This window comes from Bradyrhizobium guangdongense (genome assembly GCF_004114975.1).
Lineage (GTDB): Bacteria > Pseudomonadota > Alphaproteobacteria > Rhizobiales > Xanthobacteraceae > Bradyrhizobium > Bradyrhizobium guangdongense.
Genome location: NZ_CP030051.1, coordinates 7,009,193 through 7,031,080, shown reverse-complemented (window position 1 = coordinate 7,031,080; position 21,888 = coordinate 7,009,193). Strand labels below are relative to the sequence as shown.

Sequence of the window (21,888 nt, the reverse complement as noted above, 5' to 3'; positions counted from 1 at the left end):
ATGCGCTTCCTGTTCAAGACCGACTATGAAGACGACATCAGGTTGTTCCCGCATTCGGGCTACGTCGTTTCCTACGGCCTGCTGTTCGCGGTGCTGCTGATCGCGCCTTACGTGCTCTCCAGCTATCTGATGAGCCAGCTCGTCTTCGTCTGCATCTACGCCACCGTCGGCGTGGCGCTGCTGATCCTGACCGGCTTTACCGGCCAGGCCTCGCTCGGGCACGCCGCGTTCCTGGCGATCGGCGCCTACACGGCCGCTTACCTGCAAAAATACAATGTGCCGTTCCCGGTCTATTTCCTTGCCGCGGGCGTCCTGACCGGCTGCATCGGCGCGCTGGTCGGCTTTCCCGCGCTGCGGCTTCAGGGCATCTATCTCGTCATCGCCACCATCTCCTTCGCCTTCATCGTCGAGGAGATCCTGGCGCGCTGGGAAAGCGTCACCAACGGAAATGAGGGGCTGCGGGTCAAGGCGCTGTCGCTGCTCGGCGTGACAGTCTCGCGCGACAGTCCGACCTTCTATTTCCTCTGCCTTGCGGTGCTGGTGCTGACCATCGTCGGCACGCTCAACTTGTTGCGCTCGCCGACCGGGCGTGCCTTCGTCGCGATCCGCGACAGCGAGACCGCGGCGCGCAGCATGGGCGTCAACGTCGCGCTGTACAAGGTCAAGTCCTTCGCGATCTCGGCGGCGATCACCGGCTTTGCCGGCGTGCTGTTCGCGCACAAGCTCTCCTTCATCTCGCCGGAGATGTTCACGCTCCAGCTCTCGATCGAATTCATCATCGTGATCCTGATCGGCGGCACCTTCAGCCTGCACGGCGCGGTGCTGGGCGCGATCTTCATCGTGATGATCGATCCGTTCCTGACTTACCTCAAGGACGACATGCCCGGAATCATCGGCGGCATCGCCGCGGCCTTTGGCGCAGGCACGGCGACCGCAGGCAACATCCAGTCGAAGGTCGCGGCGTTCGCCTCGCTCAACGGTCTCAAGGGCGCGATCTACGGCGTCATCATCATGCTGTTCGTGCTGTTCGAGCCGCTCGGCCTCTACGGCCGCTGGCTCAAGATCAAGCTCTTCTTCCAGCTATTCCCGCTCTACAAGCGCGCGACCTTCAAGCGGCAGAAGATCTACGTGAAGTCGGAGCGGAACCGATGAGCTATTTCCGCGCCGAGAACCTGTCGCTGCATTTCGGGGGCCTCAAGGCCGTCGATGCGGTGTCGTTCGCGGTCGAGAGGGGCGAGATCCTGTCGATCATCGGGCCGAACGGCGCGGGCAAGAGCTCGATCTTCAATCTGATCTCGCGGATCTACCGGCCGACCTCGGGCCGCATCTTCTTCGAGGACCAGGACATCACCGAACAGCCGCCTTATGACATCGCCAGGCTCGGCATCGCCCGCACGTTCCAGAACATCGAGCTATTCGAGAACGCCACGGTGCTGTCGAATCTGCTGGTCGGGCGCCACCGGCACTCCACCACGCAGCTCTGGCAGGAGCTGCTGTTCCTGCCGAGCGTGCGCGCCAACGAGAAGCTGCATCGCCGCCGGGTCGAGCAGGTGATCGAATTCCTCGACCTCGAGCCCTATCGTGACAAGCTGATCTCGGGCCTTCCCTACGGCGTGCGCAAGGTGATCGAGCTCGCGCGCGCGCTTTGCTCCGAGCCGAAACTGATCCTGCTCGACGAGCCATCGTCCGGTCTCAATGTCGAGGAGACCGATGACATGTCGTTCTGGATCCGCGACATGAAGAGCGAGCTCGGGGTCACCGTGCTGATGGTCGAGCACGACATGTCGCTGGTCAACCGCGTCTCGGACCGCGTGATCGCACTGAATTACGGCCGCGTGCTGGCGATGGGCTCGCCGTCCGAGGTGCAGCAGCACCCGGACGTCGTCGCCGCCTATCTGGGAGCCTGACGCGATGGATGCGACCGTGACCCCGGACATCATCTTGAGGCTCTCCAACATCGAGAGCTATTACGGGCCGATCATGGCGATCCGCGGCATCTCGCTGGAAGTGCCGCGCGGCCGCATTGTGACGCTGCTGGGCGCCAACGGCGCCGGCAAGACCACGGTGCTGAAGACCATCTCGGGCATTCTCGATCCGCAGAAAGGATCGATCGAGTTCATGGGCAAGCCGATCCAGCGCATGGAGGCGGACCGCATCGTCCGCCTCGGCCTCAGTCATGTGCCAGAAGGACGCGAAGTGTTTCCGTTTCTCTCGGTGCGCGAGAACCTGATGATGGGCGCCTATCCGCGCAAGGACCGGGACGGCGTGTCGGAGGATCTGGAGCGGGTCTACGGCTATTTCCCGCGCCTGAAGGAGCGCGTCAACCAGCCGGCCGGCCAGCTCTCCGGCGGCGAGCAGCAGATGCTGGCGATCGGACGCGCGCTGATGAACCGGCCGACGCTGCTGCTGCTGGATGAGCCCTCGCTCGGCCTGTCGCCGATCCTGGTGAAGGAGATCTTCACCATCATCCGCCGCGTCAACGAGGAGCAGGGCATGTCGATCCTGCTGGTCGAGCAGAACGCGCGCGTGGCGCTGGAGACGGCGCATTACGGCTATGTGCTGGAGATCGGTCGCGTCGTGATGAACGACAGCTGCGACCGCTTGATGCATTCGCAGGACATTCAGGAGTTCTACCTTGGCGCCAAGGAAGCCGGCGCGCGAGGTGAGCGGCGATGGAAAAAGAAGAAGACCTGGAGATGAAGGTTCTACGGTGAAGACTCGGCGATGAAAGCTTAACGGCGGCAAGAGGAGACGTGCATGGCCCGACCGGCGGTGCTGACGGTCGCTGATACGATCGCAAGGAGCTTTCTGCGCGCGGCAGAGGTGCGCGGCGACCGGCCCGCGATCCGCGAGAAGAAATTCGGCATCTGGCAGCCGACGAGCTGGCGCGAATGGCTGCAGATCTCGAAGGAAATCGCCTACGGACTTCGCGCCATCGGCTTTATGCCCGGCGACGTCGCCTCCATCATCGCCAACGCCGTCCCCGAATGGATCTACGCCGACATGGGCATCCTCTGCGCCGGCGGTGTCTCCTCGGGCATCTATCCGACGGATTCATCGGCGCAGGTCGAATACCTCGTCAATGATTCCACCACGCGGGTGATCTTCGCCGAGGATGAGGAGCAGCTCGACAAGATCCTTGCCTGCCGTATCCGCTGTCCCAGCCTGCAACGGATCGTGGTATTCGACATGGAGGGCCTCAGCGGCTTCTCCGACGACATGGTGATGTCGTTCGAGGAGTTTCGCGCGCTTGGCCGCAACCATATGGTCGGCCGCGAGGCGCTGTGGCAGGAGATGATCGACAGCCGCGGTGCTGATGATCTCGCCGTGCTCGTCTACACGTCAGGTACGACGGGCCCGCCCAAGGGCGCGATGCACGCCAACCGCAGCGTCACGCACCAGATGCGCCACGCCAACGATTTCATCCCCGCGCGGGAGGACGAGGACCGGCTGATCTTCCTGCCGCTCTGTCACGTCGCCGAGCGGGTCGGCGGCTATTACATCTCGGTCGCGCTCGGCTCGGTGATGAACTTTGCCGAGAGCCCGGAGACCGTGCCGGACAATCTGCGCGAGGTGCAGCCGACGGTGTTCCTCGCGGTGCCGCGGATCTGGGAGAAATTCTACTCCGCGATCACCATTGCGCTGAAGGATGCGACGCCGCTGCAGCAATGGGTCTACCGCCGGGCCATCAAAATCGGTTATCGCATGGTCGATTGCCGCCTCGAGGGCAGGACACCGCCGCTAGGCCTGCGTATCGCCAACGCCATCGCCTACCGGGTCGCGTTCCGCAATATCCGCCGCATGATCGGGCTCGATCGTTGCCGCATTGCCTTCACGGGTGCGGCGCCGATCGCGCCGGACCTGATCCGCTGGTACCTCGCGCTCGGCATCGACATGCACGAGGTCTACGGCCAGACCGAGAATTGCGGGGTCGCGACCATGATGCCGGGCGAGCGCATCAAGCTCGGCTCGGTCGGCACCGCGGTGCCCTGGGGCGAGGTCGCGCTCTCGCCCGACGGCGAGATCCTGATCAAGGGCGACTTCCTGTTCATGGGCTATTTGAACCAGCCGGAGAAGACGGCGGAGACCATCGATGCCAGGGGTTGGCTGCATACCGGCGATGTCGGCCTCATCGACAACGAGGGGTTTGTCCGCGTCACCGACCGGATGAAGGACATCATCATCACCTCGGGCGGCAAAAACATCACGCCATCGGAAATCGAGAACCAGCTCAAATTCTCGCCCTACATCTCGGACGCCGTGGTGATCGGCGACAAGCGGCCGTATCTCACCTGCCTCGTCATGATCGACCAGGAGAATGTCGAGAAGTTCGCCCAGGACCACGACATCCCCTTCACCAATTATGCCAGCCTGTGCCGGGCCAGCGAGATCCAGGATCTGATCTGGCGCGAAATCGAAGCCGTCAACGCGAACTTCGCCCGCGTCGAGACCGTCAAGAAATTCTACCTGATCGAACGCCAGCTCACGCCGGAGGACGAAGAGCTGACGCCGACCATGAAGTTGAAGCGCAATTTCGTGAACAAGCGCTATGCCGCCGAAATCGACGCGATGTATCGCCAGCGCGCAGTGGCGTAAGCGTGCACGCGCAGGAACGAAACAGCGAAGCGGTGATGGCCCCGCCCTTCGCATCGAACGGGCCCCAAGGAGAGGAGACGTCAATGTCGAAATCGTTGAAAGCGTTCGGCCTTGCTGTGGGTGCGGTGGCGCTCACCTGTCTGCCGGCTGCGGCGCAAACCAAGGTCACCAATGAAGGCATCTCGGCGAACGAGATCGTCATCGGCACCCATCAGGATCTCTCGGGCCCGATCAAGGTCTGGGGCGTGCCTGTGTCCAACGGCATGAAGATGGCGGTCGAGGAGATCAACGCGGCCGGCGGCATCCAGGGCCGCAAGCTCAAGATGATCCTGGAGGACAATGGCTACGATCCGAAGAAGGCGGTGCTGGCCTCGCAGAAGATGGTCGAGCGCGACAAGATCTTCGCGATGATCGGCCCGATGGGCTCGCCCACGGTGCTCGCCGCGCAGGACATCCTGTTCGATGCCGGCGTGCTTCAGCTGTTTCCGCTGACGGCCGCCGAGTTCACCTTCAAGTTCGATCCGGCCAAGCCGCAGGAGCGGCTGAAGTTCAACAATCTGCTGCCCTATGTCGAGAGCACGCGGGCGGCCTTGAAATACATGATGGAGTGGAAGAACTTCAAAAAGCCCTGCATCATGCATCAGGACGACGAGTACGGAAAGAACGTGCTCGACGGCTTCAATCAGCAGCTGACCGCGATGAAGATCCCGGCGGCTTCGGTGACGAGCTACAAGCGCGGCGCCTCCGATTTCAGCGCGCAGGTCGCCAAGATGAAGTCCGACGGCTGCGATCTCGTCGTGCTCGGCACCGTGATCCGCGAGACCATCGGCGCGATGACCGAGGCGAAGAAGCTCGGCTGGGACGTCACCTTCCTCGGCGCGACGCCGACCAACGTGCTGGAGGTGCCGACGCTGGGCAAGGATGCGGTCGAAGGGCTCTACGCGGCGAGCGGTTTCGAGATTCCCTATGAGGACACTGCCAAGGGCAAGGTCCACGACTGGCTGATCAACTACAAGAAGATGTTCGGCACCGATGCCAACACGCAGGCGATCATCGGCTACAACGCGGTGATGACGTTCGCGTTCTACGCGGACAAGGCGGGCAAGGATCTGACCGGGCAGAAGATGCTCGATTCACTGGAGTCGGGCGAAAAGTTCCTCGACATTTTCAACTCACCGCCGACCAAGTTCTCCAAGACCGACCACCTCGCCAACACCATCACCCAGGTGCAGCAGGTCAAGGCCGGCCGCTGGGTTCTGGTGAAGGACAATCTGATGTTTTGATGCGGCGTTGTCGCCGCACAAGCCGTGCACCCTCTCCCCTTGCGGGAGAGGGTGGCTTCGCTGAAAGCGAAGCCGGGTGAGGGGTCTCCATCCTTACGAGCAGTGGGGCGAGCGGAAAGAACCCCTCATCCGGCGCTTCGCGCCACCTTCTCCCACAAGGCGAGAAGGAAGAAAGAACTACGATCCCCCGCTCGCCGTCCCCGAATTGACCGGCGCCAGTTCGTCTTCGCGGCAACGCCAACCGTCGCCAGCTTTGACGAAGGCAAAGGTCCGCTGTATCCGCAGGCGGCGCGTGACGTTGAAGGCGGCTGCGGCGCGCTCCTTATTGGCGGCGCCCGGTTGCGGACGGCCGGTAGCCGCGTCCCAGCAGGTGCCGGTGCAGGCCGAGGCGACCTTGCTGCAGGTGGTGAACGGCGCCAGCACCACCATCTCGATCTCGCCGGTGACCTGCGCCTCCTGATCAGTGACCTGGCTGTCGAGGGCGTAGACGCGATTGATGCGGAGGAAATTGCCGCACGAATTGGCGGCGTGGATGCGCGCCGCGCAGAAATCGACCGCGTCGGTGTCGGGCTTCCGGGCCGCGACCTGCCGGCCGAACACCTTCTTCGGATCGCCTTTGGCGGCCGCGATCTCGTCGGCCTTGCGCTTGAGGGAATCGGCGAGACAATCTTCCGCGGAGCCGAGCTCCTCGAGCGGCACGTTCTCCTTGCCGACCAGATTGCACTTGCGATCACGCTCGCGCGTCCAGCGGCCGTATTCGGCGAAGGCGAAGCGTGCCGCAGTCGGGTCCAGCTTCCCGATCAGGCCGAGCACCTGGCTGTTGAGCTCGGTCTCGGTCAGCGCCAGCGCCGGGTCCGCGCAGATCAGCGCGCCGGCCGCGGTGTTGGCGGCAAGACAGTCGAAATCTGGATCGCGCACGATCGTCGCGCGATCCTCGGTTACCTTGAGCAGGCACGCCTTCACCCGCTCGAAATCCTCGGTGCGAACCGCGGTCTGGCCGACGATGCCGCAGCCGAGATTGCGCTGGCGATTCCAGACCGCATTCTCCTCGATCGCGGGCAGGCGATCGGGCAGGCGGGCGAGCCGCGCCTCGATCGCCGTGCCCAGCTTCTCGGCGGCCGCGGACAGCTCCGCGTCACCGCAGAACAATTGATTGCCGGGGTCACGGATCTGCTGACAGTTATTCCTGGAAAACAGCGGCAGCTTGTCCGCGATGGAGGGAGCGGATTGCGCGAAGCCAGACGCCGCCGGCCAGGCCAGCAATGCGAGCACAATCGCAACGATCAACCGCATTCCAGCCGCCCCCGCATCAAGGACGCCATGCTAGCGTCCTGGATCGAGCCGCGAAACGGGTTTGTGATGGGCTACAAGCGAGATTAGCGGGCGTCGGACAACTGCACGGGCTCGCCGACATATTTCAGCACCGCCGCCTGGTAGAGCACGAACAGCGGCTGGTAGGTCCGCGCGTTCTCGTCCTCGACCATGGCCATGCGGCGGTTGTCCAGCATCAGCCAGCTGCCGTCGAGCCTTGCGGCGGCGACCGCATGCGCTTCGCCGGCCCTGACGTCGCGTACCACGACGATGCGGAGGTCTTCCACCGCGACGCCGGCAAGCCGCAGTGCGGCGAGCTTGGCGATGGCATAGTCCTCGCAGTCGCCGGCGCCGCGCGCGAAGGTCGCGAGCGGCGAGCTCCAGACGTCGTCAGTGCCGTCATTGGCGGCGCGGATGGCGAGATTGATGGCGCGATTGGTCTCGCCGAGCCGGGCGCGACCGTCGCGGGCCCTAGCCTGGTCGACGATGGCGAGCAGCTTCAGCGCTGCGGGCGAGGCGCAATGGTCGCGATCGCCGTCGCACAGCGCAAGCTGCACCATGTCGTCGTCGAACTTCTGCTTCAGCGCGAACCATTTCTGCCGCAGGCTGCCGTCGGAGATGGCGAAGGCGAACACGCCGAACGGCTCGGCGGATTTGCGCACGAGCATGCCTGCGCCCGGCGAGAGCAATGTGCCGGCACGAAGGTCGGCGGCTGAGCCCAGCAGCATCAATCCGCAGACAGCAATGATGACGCGCCAGGCGCGCCGGTGAGCGGCGGTCTCCATCTGACATCCCCTTCCGGCTTCGCTTTGGTCCCTCGACCTCGACGTGCCGGCTTGTTGCTTTCGCGGAGATAGTGCGAGACGGGCCGTATTGTTCGGTTTAACGCGCGGCGGACGGGGTGCCAAAACTGCGGAGCAGGCTGAAGCCGGTCTGCACGAATTGCGTAAAACTTTACGAATCGGGGGCTAGGAAAGGGGCCCGCTGCCGCGAAACGGGACCAGTTGCAGGTACAAGTTGTGGGGCGGTCGATTCCGGGCCTTATGGCTAACGACCCGCTATTTCACGGTTTCTGTTAGTTGGCTCACAGATTTAGCTCCGTATTTGTCCCAGTATGCCGCGGGGGACTACGGGCAAAAGACGAGCTAGGTATCCGTTGTCGAATTTATAAATCAGAATACTCGGGGGTTCGGAAAATGTGCCCGGATAAGCCAAGCTATACTTCCAATAGGTCGGGCGATTACTTCAGGCTCTCCACCGATGTCGCCGTAAGCATAGTCGCTCCCTGCCAAGTCACGCGAAATCACACAAGCAATGGATGGTTTCGCTAAGGACTTGGTAATGATATGCAAGCTTAGGCAATCGATACTTACATAAATATTAACCTCTTTTTGGTGCCCGGTTGAATTACGCTGGCAAATTTGACGCCGCGCTTTCTTTGGATGGCCAGGGTTCCCTCTCGCCCGCCTCCAGCCATGTCGATTCGTTTACCGCCAAGGCCCACGGTCATGTGCCCGATGGCGCGGTCGTCATTGCCGACCCCAACCTCATCTTCCACGGCGAGTTCAAGCGCACCGGTCTCGATCTCGTGCTGTCCCACGACGGCCACGACGTCGTCGTTCACGATTATTTCAGGGGCGACAAGCGCGCGGCGATTGCCTCGCCCGACGGCGCCCATCTCACCGGCGACATCGTCAGCGCGCTTACCGGCTACGTTCAGGTCGCGCAGGCCGCGCCCGGTGCCGCCGCGGCGCAGGTCATCGGTCACGTCACCAAGCTGACCGGAAGCGCAACCGCGATCCGCAACGGCGTCTCGGTCGTCCTGAACAACGGCGATAACGTCGAGAAGGGCGACGTCGTCTCGACCGGCTCGGAATCGACGCTCGGCATCACCTTCGTCGACGGCACCGTGTTCGGCCTGTCCTCCAACGCGCGGATGGTGCTGAACGAGATGGTCTACGACCCCAACGGGTCGAACAACTCCTCGCTGCTCAGCCTGGTTGCGGGCACCATCACCTTCGTCGCCGGCGAGACCGCCAAGCATGGCGACATGAAGATCGACACGCCGGTCGCCACCATGGGCATCCGCGGCACGGCGGTGCTGACCGAGATTAACTTCGTCGTCCCCGCAGGCGGCGGCGATCCGCAGCCGCAGGCGAATTTCCAGGTGCTGGTCGAGCCGAACGGCACCACCGGCTCCTACATCCTGTTCGACAAGCTGACGCTGCTGCCGATCGCGACGGTCAACCAGGCCGGCCAGATGATCCAGATCAGTGGTGGCAACGTCTCGGTTACCAATGCGCTGCTGTCGCCCGATGTTCAGAAGCTGATCACGGACGTGTTCACGCTGAAGTTCACGGACAACAACACCAACACCAAGCTCACCACGAATTTCACCGATACGATCACGCAGAACGGCAACATTGTCTTCATCAAGACGGACACCGGTGCCACCGCGACCGCGACTTTCAACAATGCCGTGAACACTGGTGGTGGTTCGGGACAAGGTGGCGCGGACAAGGCAGCCGAGCGTTTTCCCGGCCCGCCGCAGGCGCGCAGCCTTGATGCCAACGGCAACGTGACATCGTCGTTCAAGCTCACCGAGCACACGAAGGCGACCGCCGATCACTCGGATGCGACCGGCGACACCATCGGGCCCGATACCGTGTCCGGCCGGATCACGTTCGTCGATCAAAACCTGGGCGACCGGCCGACGGTGGCGGTGGATCTCGCTGCTGCGCCGAACTATGTCTACAAGGACGCCGGCCAGCACGATGTCACCGGCTCGCTCACCGCTCTGCAGAAGCAGGACATCGCCGCGACGCAGATCCAGCTCAGCGTCGTTCCTGACGGCGGCAACACCAATAACGGTTCGGCCGTCTGGACCTACACGATCCCCGACCACGTCTTCGACTTCCTGGCGGCCGGTGAAACGCTGACGCTGACCTACATGGTCCGCGTCGACGACAATTTCGCAGTCCAGCCTGAAACCACGTTCATCCCGATCACGATTACGATCACGGGCACCAACGACAAGCCTGTGATCACCAGCAGCGCTCCCGTCATCACGTTCTCGGGCGGCACCAGCGTTCCGGGCGGTCCGCTTACCAGTGATGTGCCGACATCGGGTACGCTGGACTTCACCGACGTTGACCTCACGGACAAGCACACGATTTCGGTGGCGCTGACCAGCGCGACCCTGCCTGATCATGGCACCGTTCCGCCGGGTCCTCTCGCGGCGTTCCAGAGCGCGCTGTCGGTCGCGATCGCCGCCGATAGCACCGGCGACGGCACCGGCACCATCAACTGGTCGCTGGCCGATCTGCCGGTCTATCTCGCCGACTTCATCCCGAAGGGCGAGGTGCTGACGCTGGTCTACACCGTGACTCTCACGGACTCGCAAGGGGCCACCGCGCAGCAGACCATCACGGTCGAGATCACCGGTACCGACGCTCCCGCCGTGGTGTGGATTGCGACCGCGAAGCCCGACGTGCCTCCCGGCGGTTTCTGGGAAAACCCCACGAACTGGGCGACCGGTACGGTCCCGACCATCGACGACGACGTCATCGTCATCACTGACCAGCTGCACGGCCTGACGCCGTCCTTTCCGGCGACGATCGATGCGGCTGCCTTTGCCAGATCGGTGACGATGAACGATTTCGGCGGTCCGCCGCCGGAGCTGCTCAATTTGAGCTCGCTGACGATATCGGGCTCGCTTGACATGAGCGCCGATTCGATTCTCACCAACACCGCGACCGGTACGATCTCGGTGGGCGGGCTGGCTGAGATCCTGGACACCAGCGTGCTCACCAATGCCGGCACTCTAAAGCTGGCCGTCGGCGGGGATTTTGCTGTCGATGCCGTGATCACCAATTCAGGTACGCTCGAATTGCTCGGCGGCACCCTGAAGACGCTCGCCGAGATCCACAATACCGGCGGCATGTTGAAGGCCGATGCCGGCGCGACGTTGATCGTCGACGGCGCCACCGTCGATGGCGGCACCGTCACCATTTTGGGCACGCTGGAGCTCGATGGCACCAGCCTGATCGAGAACGGCACGCTGAACAATTCCGGCATGGTCGACGTCAAGGGTGCGGTTGAACTCCTGCACGAGACCGTCGTCAATTCATCCCTCGGCACGGTGAAAGTCGAGGGCAGCCACACGCTGACGCTGTCGAGCACGGAGATCTCGGGCGGCGCCGTCAACGGCACCGGCACGATCGACGTCGCGCGCGCGAGCAAGATCGATGGTGGCGCGACCCTGAGCACGAGCGTGGTCAGCGCCGATGCCAAGCTGACGCTCGACGGTGTCACCGTGTCCGGTTCGGTCATCACCGACAATTCCAGCATCGAGCTCGACAACACCGTTCAGCTCAAGGGCGGTGCCAGGATCCAGGGCGGCCCGGTCCTCAATACCGGCACGCTGGAGATCACCGGCGCCGCGACGCTGTTCAACGACGTCGTGACCAATACCGGCACGGTGAAGGTCGACGGCGGTCAGACGCTGACGCTGTCGGGCACCGAGATCACCGGCGGCATTGTCAACGGCACCGGCACGATCGATGTCATCGGCGCCAGCAAGATCGACGGTGGCGCGACGCTGAGCACGAGCGCGGTCATCGCCGACGCCAAGCTGACGCTGGATGGCGTCACCGTGTCCGGTTCGGTGATTACCGTTCAGTCCGGCGTCGAGCTCGACGACACGGTCCAGCTCAAGGGCGGAGCCAGGATCCAGGGCGGTCCGGTCACGAATAAGGACACGTTGGAGATCGCGGGCGCTGCGACGCTCCTCAATGATATCGTGACCAACAATGGCACGGTAACCGTCGATGGCAGCCAGACGCTGACGCTGTCCGGCACGGAGATTTCGGGCGGCACTATCAACGGCAGCGGCACGATCGACATCACCGGCGCCAGCAGGATCAACGGTGGGGCGACGCTGAGCACGAGCGAGATCATCGCCGATGCCGCGCTGACGCTCGACGGTATCACCGTGTCCGGTTCGGTCATCACCGACCATTCCGGCATCACGCTAGACAACACGGTTCAGCTCAAGGGCGATGCCACGATCCAGGGTGGCGCGGTGACCAATACCGGCGCGCTGCAGGTCGCCGGCGCCGCGACGCTGCTCAACGACGTCGTGACCAACAATGGGGCGGTAACGGTCAATGACAGCCAGACGCTGACGCTGTCCGGCACGGAGATTTCGGGCGGCACGATCGACGGTAGTGGCACCATCGACGTCACCGGCACCAGCAAGATCGACGGCGGTGCGACGCTGAGCACGCGCGCGGTCATCGCGAGCGCCGAGCTGACGCTCGACGGCGCCACCGTGTCAGGCACGGTCATCACCGACAATGGCGGCATCGCGTTCGACAACACCGTCAAGCTCAAGGACGGGGCGCGGGTTCAGGGTGGCGCGGTCACCAACACCGGCACGCTGGAGATCGCCGGCGCCGCGACGCTGCTCAACGACGTTGTGACAAATACCGGAACGGTGACGGTCGACGGCGGACAGACGCTGACGCTGTCGGGCACGGAGATCTCGGGCGGCAGCGTCAACGGCAGCGGCACGATCGACGTCACCGGAGCCGGCAAGATCGATGGCAACGCCAGCCTGAGCACCGGCGCCGTCACGGTCGAGAGCGGCGTGACGCTGACGCTCGGCGACGCGGCCGTGACCGGGACCGCGATCGCCAATCACGGCATCGTCAAGGTCGATGCGAGCAGGACGCTGACGCTGTCGGATGCGAATCTGACTGGCGGCAAGCTCACCGTCCTGGGTACGCTGGATTCGTCGGGTGCGACAACGATCGCCGATGCGTGCATCACCAACAACGGCCTGACCGAAGCGGTCGGCGGCCTGCTGACGCTTGTCGCCACGACCTCGGCCACCATCGCCAATGCCGGCACACTTCGGGCCAACGGGGCCGAACTCGACATCGACCACGAGGCCGTCACCAACACCAGCACGCTAGCTGCGATCAACGGCGGCACGCTGAAATTGATCTCGACGACGGTGACCAACACCGCAGGTGCGGTTTCGGTCGCGTCTGGCTCTACGCTCGGTCTCGTCGGAGCAACCATCGACGGCGGAACGCTGATGATCGCGGGCATGCTGGTATCGACCGATACCAGTGCCATCAACGACGCAAGTATTACCAACACGGGCACGATCACCGTCACCGGCGGCACGCTGACAATCGATCCGGCCACGCTCCACGCCATCGTCAATCACAATCTGATCCAGGCAAGCGGAGGCGAGCTCGACATCTCCGGTGAGGACATCTCCAACACCGCCAATCTCAAGGCGGTCAACCACGGCACGCTGAAGCTCGCAAATCTGACGATCAGCAATAGCGTCACCGGCGCGGTGACGGTCGATAGCCAATCGGAGCTCTATCTTTCCGGAGCCTCGATCAATGGCGGCAGCCTCAGCAATGCCGGCAATCTCTACGGCGTCACCGGCCTCAACACGGTCACGGGTGGCGTCAGCAACACCGGCGCCATCGAGGTGCAGAGCGGGACCTTGAACCTCTCCGGCGGTCTGACCGGTGTCGGTGCGCTGATCGTCGACGACGGCGCAACACTTGAACTTGGCGGCGCCACCGCCCAGACCGTCACCTTCGCCGGTGGGGTGGATACGCTGCAGCTCGACAAGGTGTCGGGCCAGAATTTCACCGGGACCATTACGGTGCTCGCCTCGCAGGCCGGCACCTTCATCGTTACCGGCGATGCCGGCATCACGACCTCGAGCGGCGACGCGCTGGATGTCACGTCGACCGGTGGCGCCAGCGGCCAGCCCGCCGCGATCATACTGACGCTGACCGGCAATCTGACCGGAGCGGCGAATGGCGTTGCGGTCACCCAGAACGGCGTGGGCAACGTGTCGCTGAAAGCGACCGGCGACATCAAGGGAACGACCGGCCATGGCATCTGGCTGAGTTTCGGCGCCGATGGCGGCGGCGGGATCACCGTCAACGACCTCAGCGGCATGGCGACCGGCACCGGCGCGAATTCGGCAGGCGTTCTCGCCGAGAACCTGAACGCCGCCAATGCCGGCGACATCTTGATCACCCAGCTCGGCGGCGCGGCCGGCGGTGCCTTTGGCATCGATGCGACGACCTGGGGCAATGGCAACGTGACGATCGACGCCGGTGGAAATATCGCCGGCAGTTCGGTCTACGGCGTCCGCGCGCGCAGCTATGGCAGCGGGGACGTCGTCGTCACCACGGAGGCCGGCAGTGTCGTAACGTCGGGCAGCTCCGGGATCGTCGCAGTCAACCGGGCGACCTCAATCGGCGCGTCCGAGGATAGCAGGATCATTGTCAACGCCTACGGCACCATCAATTCCGGGAGCAGCCTCAACCTCAGCGGCAATACACCGGCCGGCATCCAGGCCGGCTACACCGGCGCCACGAACGGCAGCAGCGTCAACGCTGACGTCAACGGCTCGGTCGTGGTCAACAACCATGCCAGCATCACCGCCGCGGCGGGATACGGCATCCACGCCTACAATTACGGAAATGGCGACGTCACCGTGAACGACGCGGCCGGCACCACGATCGTTGGCGCGGAGGAGGGCATCAGGGCCCAGGCGCTCAGCGGTGGCACCGGCGACGTTACCGTCACGCTCGGGGCCGGCGCGTCGGTGAAGGGCGCGACGAGCTACGGCATTCTCGCCTACACCATCGACCAGGGCGATATCGACGTCATCCTGGCGGCGGGCGATATCGTCGCGTCGGGGAGCTCCGGCATCGTGGCCGTCAACTACGCCGCCGCGATCGCGGACGGTGCCGGCAGCACGATCTCCGTCAAGGCCCATGGCATCATCCACTCCGGCTCCGCGCTGAACAACGACGGCGCCACGCCCGGCGCCATCATCGCCGGCTACAAGCCGGGCGGAAACGCCACCTTCTCGAATGCCGTCAACGGCGACGTCACCGTCATCAGCGACGCGACCATCACCGCGGATGCCGGCTACGGCATCGATGCTTTCACCTGGGGCATCGGAAAGATCACGGTCACGACAGGTGCCTCGTCGTCGATCACCTCCGCTGGCATCGCGATCGGAGCTTTCGACCACGGCGGCGGTGATGTGAGCGTCACCAACGAGGGGGCGGCCACGGGTTCGGTCGCTCTGGGAGTCGTGGCGGTTGGCCAAGACAGTGTCACCATTCTCAATGATGGCACGCTCACCGCCACCGGAACGGCCGGTGTCGTCGTCACCCAGAACGACACGGGCGAGACCGGCAACCCGGTCGCCACCGGCTCGACCCATATCATCAACAACGGCTCGGTCGTGGGCGCGAGCGGCCACTATGCGATCTTCGTTCAGGAGAACATGACCGGCACGGCGCTGATCGACAATGCGGGCACGATCGGGCCGGCAGATGCCGGCAGCGTGACGTCGACGACCTATGCCATCGCCGAGTCCGGCGGCGCCGTCACCATCAACAACACCGGCCACATCAACGGCAACATCTCGGTCGCCACCGCCACCTTCAACAACGAGGCGGGCGGAATCTGGACGGTATCCGGAACAAGCGTGTTCGGCACGTTGTCCTCGATCGTCAATGCCGGCGAAATCGATCTGCTCAATGGCGCATCGGCTGTCGTGAATGGGCCGGGCATCACCAATGGGGGCGAGATCGGCAGCTGGGGCACGGCGTCGATCACGGGCACAATCACCAACAACCACCTCATCGAGGTCCACACCGGGACGCTGACGCTGTTCGGATCACTGTCCGGCTCCGGCTCGGTTACGATCGACGCCGGCGCGTCGCTCGATATCAAGGACGTGGTGTCGCAGACCGTCACCTTCGGCGGCGCCGGCGCCGAGCTCGAGATCGACACCGCGACCTTCGGCGGTGCGATCGCCGGCTTTGCCGCCAATGAGAAGATCGATCTGTCGACTATCGTCTGGGACAGCGGAACGACGGCGGTCTACGACGACGAAACTGGCAAGCTCGTCGTGAGCGATACGCACAGTGACAGCATCTCGCTCACGCTCATCGGCGACTACAGCGACGTGCATTTCCTCACGAGCAGCGACGGCGCCGGTGGCACCATCGTCGAACTCGCCCCAGTCGACCACTGGATCAACACGGCCGGTGGCAGCTGGAACACTGCGTCGAACTGGAGCGTGGGGGTGCCCAGTGCGAGCTACGACGTCAAGCTCGATGCTGCCGGGACCTACATGATCGACAGCACGACCAGCGTCACGATCCACGACCTCACCGTCATCTCGGGGGTGACGTTGCTGACCGAGCCCGGCACCGTGTTCACGGTGAGCGGCGACCTGCTCGACAATGGCCTGATCGAGGCGGGCCCTTTCTCCAACAACAACATCTCGACTGTCGACATCAAGGGCAATGTCAGCGGCACCGGAGCCATCGAGATCTCCAACAAGGCCGTCGTCGAGATCGAGGGCGCCGCTTCGGGGATCATCGTCTATTACGACAACGGCCTGGGAACCCTGGTCCTGGACGATTCCAAGGATTTCCGAGGCTTCATCTCGGGGTCTCCGGCCGGGGCTCCGCTGTCGTCCGGCAACGAGATCGACATGAAGGACCTAGCCTGGACGGCGACGATGTCGGCGCAGGCCCACTACAATTCGGACACGAAGATCACGACCGTCGATTTCTACAACGGCGCGACCACGATTACCCTGTCCTTCCTCGGCAAAGACATCAATTGGAATCTGCAGAGCGATGGCCATGGCGGCACCACGGTGTCTGATCCGCTCGCCGACACGTCGATGACGATCGGCAGCGGCACGGTGCTGGATCTCAACGAGGCCTCCGCACAGGACGTGACCTTCACCAACGAATCCGGAACCACCGGCACGCTCGTGATCGAGCACGCCGCCGATTACACCGGCGTAATCAACGGCTTTGCCGGTGACGGCACCGTCACCAATTCGGACCTGCTCGATCTCAAGGACATCGACTTCTCGCACCTTACCGGGGTGACTTATACCCAGAACGCCGATCAGCTGGGCGGTACGCTGACGCTGAGCGACCGGACCGACACGGCGATCATCAAGTTTTCGGGGAGCTACACCGTCGACAGCTTCAATTTCGTGAGCGATGGTGCCGGCGGCACGCTGGTCGTCGACCCACCGACAGGACCCATTCTCGTCGGGACCGTCGGGCAGGACCAGTTCACGTTTGCAAATTCGACGCTTCCGGTTCAGAGCACCATCGTTAATTTCGACTCGGGTCAGGACAAGATCGACCTGCAGCAGTTTGCCAACATCCATTCCTTCAGCGATATCGCCGTTACGCAGCAGGGAAGCGACACGTTGGTCACGCTCGATGACCATCAGTCGATCCTGCTGAAGAACCTCGTGGCGAGCAGCATGCATGCCAGCGACTTCATCCTGGCGAACCACGCCTGACGGACGCTCCCCCGGCTCCATTGCGATGACGCGGGCCGCGGTGACCCGATATCGCAGTGATTCCGGTATCAAACGCTCGGGCGATTGCGTATTGTGGTCCGGACATCTGACGAAGGCGGATTGCGGGAATTTCGGGCGAGATGAAACGTCTCAAAACCTGGCGCCGGTGGTTCACGAAGAAGTTCGGGTTCGCGCGGCTGGTGTGCCTTGGGTTGCTGATCGGATTTGCAGCCTTGCGCGTCTGGGATCCGCCGCCGGTCCAGGAGGTGCGGCTGCGTACCTTCGACATGTTCCAGCTGCTCGACCCGCGTCACAAGACGGTGCGGCCCGTCACCATCGTCGATATCGACGACAAGAGCCTTGCCAGGCTCGGCCAGTGGCCGTGGTCGCGCACGCGGATCGCCGATTTGATCATCAATCTCACCAATCTCGGCGCGGTGGCGGTCGGGTTCGACGTCGTGTTTTCGGAAGCGGACCGGCTCAATCCGGATCTGGTGGCCGATCAGATGCGCTATCTCGACGACGTCACCCGTGCCCGCCTGCGCGAATTGCCGAGCAACGACCAGATCCTCTCCGACGCGATCAAGCGCTCGCGCGTGGTGCTGGGCGAGACCGGTCAGCCAGCGGTCGGGTCCGCGCTCGACAACACACTTCCCTTCACTGGCGTCGCGACCGTCGGCGAAGAGAATGCCGAAAACTTCCTGTTCGAATTCCCTGGCCTGCTGCGCAACGTGCCGGTCATCGAGAAGGTCGCGGCCGGCCGTGGCCTGTTCACGATCAAGACCGAGCGCGACGGCCTGATCCGCCGCGTGCCGATGATAATGCGCGCCCAGGGCAACATCATGCCCTCGCTCAGCCTCGAGATCCTGCGGGTCGTCACGGGGACGCCGACGCTGCTGGTTCGCACCGACAAGACCGGCATCCGCGCCATCCGCCTCAAGGGCATCGAGATTCCGACCGACAAGAACGGCCAGCTCTGGGTGCACTATGCCCGGCAGGATCCCTCGATCTATGTCTCGGCGGCCGACGTGCTCGACAACAACGTGCCGCCGGACAAGATCAGGGGCAAGCTGGTGCTGATCGGCACTTCGGCGGTCGGGCTGAACGACCTCAAGACCACGCCGGTTTCGGCCAACATGCCGGGGGTCGAGATCCACGCGCAGGTGCTCGAAAGCGTGCTGAGCGGCGCGGTGATCTCGCAGCCGAACTACGCGCTCGGCGTTGAATTGCTCGCTGCAATGATCATCGGCATCCTCGTGATCATCTTCACGCCGAATCTCGGCCCCGTCCGGCTGGTGCTCGCCGGCGCGACGTTCGCCGCCATCCTGATCGGCACGTCCTGGTTCTTCTACGCGCGGTATCGGTATCTTATCGACTTCACCTATCCCCTGCTGTCGACCACCGCGATCTATCTGACCTTCATCTTTGCGAGCTTCGTGCGCGAGCAGCGACAGCGCGTGCAGATCCGCGGCATGTTCGCGCAATACATGTCGCCGGAGCTGGTCGAGCAACTCGCGCAATCGCCGGAAAAGCTCAAGCTCGGCGGCGAGGAGCGCGAGATGACGATCATGTTCTCCGACGTGCGCGGCTTCACCTCGATCTCGGAAACCTACAAGCACGATCCGCAAGGTCTGATCACCTTGATGAACCGCTTCCTGACGCCGCTCACCAACGTAATCCGAGAGCACAGGGGCACGATCGACAAATACATGGGCGATGCCATCATGGCATTCTGGAACGCCCCGCTTGATGACAAGGCGCACGAGATCAACGCCTGCGAGGCGGCGGTCGGCATGCTCGAGAAGATCGACGAGGTCAACCGGGAGCGCGAGCGCGAGGCCGCCGACGGCGGCCATGCCTACATCCCGCTCAACGTCGGCATCGGTCTCAACACCGGCATCGGCGTGGTCGGCAACATGGGGTCCGACAAGAAGTTCAACTATTCGGTGCTCGGCGACAGTGTGAACCTGGCCTCGCGCTTGGAGGGCCAGACCAAGGAATACGGCTTCCCGATCATCGTGGGCTCCCGGACCGCGCTCGCGGTCAAGGACAGGTTCGCCATCCTCGAGCTCGACTTCATCATGGTCAAGGGCAAGAGCGAGCCGGAGGTGATCTACGCCATCGCCGGCCGCGAGGATGTGATGCACTCGGCCGCGTTCCAGCGCCTGCGCAACATCACCATCGAGATGCTCGGCTGCTACCGCGGCCGCGACTGGCAGGGCGCGCTCGACGCCATCGAGCGCGGCCGCCGCAGCGAGGACGCCGACACGCTGGAAAAGCTGTTCAGGCTGTATGAAGCGCGCATCAAGGATTATCAGGCCAATCCGCCGCCGCAGGATTGGAGCGGAGCGTATGCGCTGCTGACGAAGTAGGTCTTGTAGGGTGGGTTAGCTCGGCGGATGCGGAGCGCAGTCCGTCGAGCGTAACCCACGGACGCCGGTCGGCGTTTGCTGCAGCATGGTGGGTTATGCCTTCGGCTAACCCACCCTACGGCAGCTGGGCGTGCCCCCTCACTCCACCCCGATCGTCGTCAGATCCTGGAACCAGTGTTGCGCCTGCACGAACTGCCTGATCTTCGGCGACAGCGCGTGCGGGTTGGTGTCGTGGACGACCCAGACCAGCACGGCATCGTCGACGATCAATGCGTGCGCCTGCGCGATCAGCTCGTCCTGCTTGGCGGTGTCGAAGGTCTGCTTGGCCTCGTTGATCAGGGCATCGACCTTCGGGTTCTTGTAGCCGCCCCAGTTGACGCCGACAGGCGCGATCTGGTCGGAGGCGAAGAAGCGGACGATGGCGTAGAGCGGGTCGGACGTGACGTAGGCGATGTTGTTGGCGGTGATGCCGGCGTTGATCTCGTCGGCGGCGCCCTTGCGCCAATGCGTGTAGAGCGTCTCGAGCTCGACCACCTTGAAGTCGATGTCGATGCCGATCTCCTTGAAGCTCTGCTGCAGGAACTCGTTCATCGGCAGCGACAGCATCTGGCCGGTGCCGCCCTGCGCGATGATGAAGGTGGTCTTCAGCGGCTTTGCTTTTGAATAGCCGGCCTCCTCGACCAGTTTCTTCGCCGCCGCGAGATCGTACTTCAATTCGAAGCTCGGCTTGCCGAACCACGGGCTCGACGGGTCGACCTGGCCCTTGGCCGGTTTGGCGAGCCCGTTCATCAGGCCGACGACCTCGTCGCGGTTGATCGCAAGGTTGAGCGCCTTGCGCAGGCGGATGTCGGTCCAGGGCGAGCCCGGCAGCACGCTGAGGTGATAATTCCAGACATGCGGCGTGACGTTGTCGACGATCTTCATGCCGGCGGCCTTCAGCTGCGGCACGGCATCGGGCGCCGGGGTCTCGATCAGATCGACCTGTCCTGCGAGCAGCGCATTGGTGCGCGTCAGCGCCTCCGGCATCGGCACCAGCACGATCTTGTCGACCTTGGGAATGCGCTTGGCGTTCCAGTAGTCCGGGTTCTTGCTGAGCTCGGCAAGCTCGCGCGGCACGAGCTTGGTCAGCTTGAACGGCCCGGTGCCGGAGGGCTGGCTGGCGAACTTGTCCCAATCCCGGCCGAGCTTTTCATATTGCGCCGGGCTCGAGACCAGGAACCACAGCATCTGATAGGGGAAGAAGGAGTCCACCGTCTTGGTGGTGATCTCGACGGTGAAATCGTCGATCTTGGCGTAGCCGGCGACCGAGGGCAGGCGGGTCTTCACCTGCGCGCTCTGCCGCTTGTCGAATTGCGGCGCCTTGTCGTTGAGCACCTTGTCGAGATTCCAGACCACCGCATCGGCGTTGAAGTCGCTGCCGTCGTGAAACTTCACGCCCTTGCGCAGAGTAAACCGCCACTTGGTCTTGTCGGCGTCATCGACCTTCCACTCGGTGGCGAGCCCCGGCACCAGCTTGCCGGGCCGATCTGCGACGTCCATCTCCCAGGCAACCAGGGGATCGTAGATCGTGTAGGCCGTGAACTGATAGGCGCCGGCGCCGCGATCGGGCTGGCCGGTCGTCAGCGGAATATCCGCCATCGAGATGCCGTAGCGCACCACCGTTTCAGCGCGCGCTGAGATTGCGGATAGGCCCAGCGCAAGCACGGCGAGACAGGTCGATAATCGGATACGCATGGCCCAAAGCTCCCAGAGAAGTTTCGGAGCCAAACTTGCAATCTTGATGCCAGAATAGGCAGCGCGGCGCCCATGCACACGCGCGATCACAAGGACTTGTCGTCGCAGGGCCAATTTGCAGAATAAGTTTCCCCATTGGCATAGCCATTGCATACGTTTGCATCAAAATTAATCAGCGAAAGCCGAAGAA

At 63.5% G+C, this 21,888-nt stretch carries 10 protein-coding genes; 7 read left to right on the top strand and 3 right to left on the bottom strand.

From position 1 onward, the window contains the following. From X265_RS33655 to X265_RS33635, 5 genes are all read left to right on the top strand, one after another. Window positions 1-1,152, top strand: coding sequence for a branched-chain amino acid ABC transporter permease (locus X265_RS33655; protein ID WP_128968729.1), 1,152 nt, complete (start codon window positions 1-3; stop codon window positions 1,150-1,152). Next, window positions 1,149-1,907 (top strand): ABC transporter ATP-binding protein, encoded by a 759-nt coding sequence (locus X265_RS33650; protein ID WP_128968728.1) that lies wholly within the window; start codon window positions 1,149-1,151, stop codon window positions 1,905-1,907. Before X265_RS33655 ends, X265_RS33650 begins: the two co-directional genes overlap by 4 nt. Window positions 1,908-1,911: 4 nt before the next feature. Then, window positions 1,912-2,700, top strand: a complete 789-nt coding sequence (locus X265_RS33645; protein WP_128968727.1) for an ABC transporter ATP-binding protein — start codon at window positions 1,912-1,914, stop codon at window positions 2,698-2,700. A gap of 57 nt (window positions 2,701-2,757) precedes the next feature. Then, complete coding sequence (locus X265_RS33640; RefSeq protein ID WP_128968726.1) at window positions 2,758-4,596, top strand: AMP-dependent synthetase/ligase; 1,839 nt, start codon at window positions 2,758-2,760, stop codon at window positions 4,594-4,596. Between the two features lie 83 nt (window positions 4,597-4,679). Further along, entirely contained in the window at window positions 4,680-5,879 is a 1,200-nt protein-coding gene (locus X265_RS33635) for an ABC transporter substrate-binding protein (RefSeq protein ID WP_164938919.1), read from the top strand. A 177-nt stretch (window positions 5,880-6,056) separates the two neighbouring features. On the opposite strand, the gene X265_RS33630 is transcribed toward X265_RS33635, so the two are convergent. Further along, a complete protein-coding gene (locus X265_RS33630) occupies window positions 6,057-7,172 on the bottom strand; it encodes a lysozyme inhibitor LprI family protein (protein WP_128968724.1) in 1,116 nt (371 codons plus the stop codon). Between the two features lie 83 nt (window positions 7,173-7,255). Then, complete coding sequence (locus X265_RS33625; protein WP_128968723.1) at window positions 7,256-7,975, bottom strand: transglutaminase-like cysteine peptidase; 720 nt, start codon at window positions 7,973-7,975, stop codon at window positions 7,256-7,258. Between the two features lie 653 nt (window positions 7,976-8,628). On the opposite strand from X265_RS33625, the gene X265_RS33620 reads away from it, so the two are divergent. Both X265_RS33620 and X265_RS33615 read left to right on the top strand, forming a co-directional pair. Beyond that, the gene (locus X265_RS33620; protein WP_244659429.1) at window positions 8,629-17,592 is read left to right on the top strand and encodes a FecR domain-containing protein; all 8,964 of its coding nucleotides are present in this window, start codon (window positions 8,629-8,631) and stop codon (window positions 17,590-17,592) included. A gap of 140 nt (window positions 17,593-17,732) precedes the next feature. Next, on the top strand, window positions 17,733-19,964 hold the full coding sequence (locus X265_RS33615) for a CHASE2 domain-containing protein (protein WP_128968721.1): 2,232 nt from the start codon (window positions 17,733-17,735) through the stop codon (window positions 19,962-19,964). Between the two features lie 138 nt (window positions 19,965-20,102). On the opposite strand, the gene X265_RS33610 is transcribed toward X265_RS33615, so the two are convergent. Further along, window positions 20,103-21,698, bottom strand: a complete 1,596-nt coding sequence (locus tag X265_RS33610) for an ABC transporter substrate-binding protein (protein ID WP_128968720.1) — start codon at window positions 21,696-21,698, stop codon at window positions 20,103-20,105. Between the last annotated feature and the right edge of the window lie 190 nt (window positions 21,699-21,888).

What these genes read in the sequence shown, in the direction of transcription:
- X265_RS33655 (WP_128968729.1), top strand. Translation starts at nt 1, where the DNA reads ATGCGCTTCCTGTTCAAGACCGACTATGAAGACGACATCAGGTTGTTC.
- X265_RS33650 (WP_128968728.1), top strand. Translation starts at nt 1,149, where the DNA reads ATGAGCTATTTCCGCGCCGAGAACCTGTCGCTGCATTTCGGGGGCCTC.
- X265_RS33645 (WP_128968727.1), top strand. Translation starts at nt 1,912, where the DNA reads ATGGATGCGACCGTGACCCCGGACATCATCTTGAGGCTCTCCAACATC.
- X265_RS33640 (WP_128968726.1), top strand. Translation starts at nt 2,758, where the DNA reads ATGGCCCGACCGGCGGTGCTGACGGTCGCTGATACGATCGCAAGGAGC.
- X265_RS33635 (WP_164938919.1), top strand. Translation starts at nt 4,680, where the DNA reads ATGTCGAAATCGTTGAAAGCGTTCGGCCTTGCTGTGGGTGCGGTGGCG.
- X265_RS33630 (WP_128968724.1), bottom strand. Translation starts at nt 7,172, where the DNA reads ATGCGGTTGATCGTTGCGATTGTGCTCGCATTGCTGGCCTGGCCGGCG.
- X265_RS33625 (WP_128968723.1), bottom strand. Translation starts at nt 7,975, where the DNA reads ATGGAGACCGCCGCTCACCGGCGCGCCTGGCGCGTCATCATTGCTGTC.
- X265_RS33615 (WP_128968721.1), top strand. Translation starts at nt 17,733, where the DNA reads ATGAAACGTCTCAAAACCTGGCGCCGGTGGTTCACGAAGAAGTTCGGG.
- X265_RS33610 (WP_128968720.1), bottom strand. Translation starts at nt 21,698, where the DNA reads ATGCGTATCCGATTATCGACCTGTCTCGCCGTGCTTGCGCTGGGCCTA.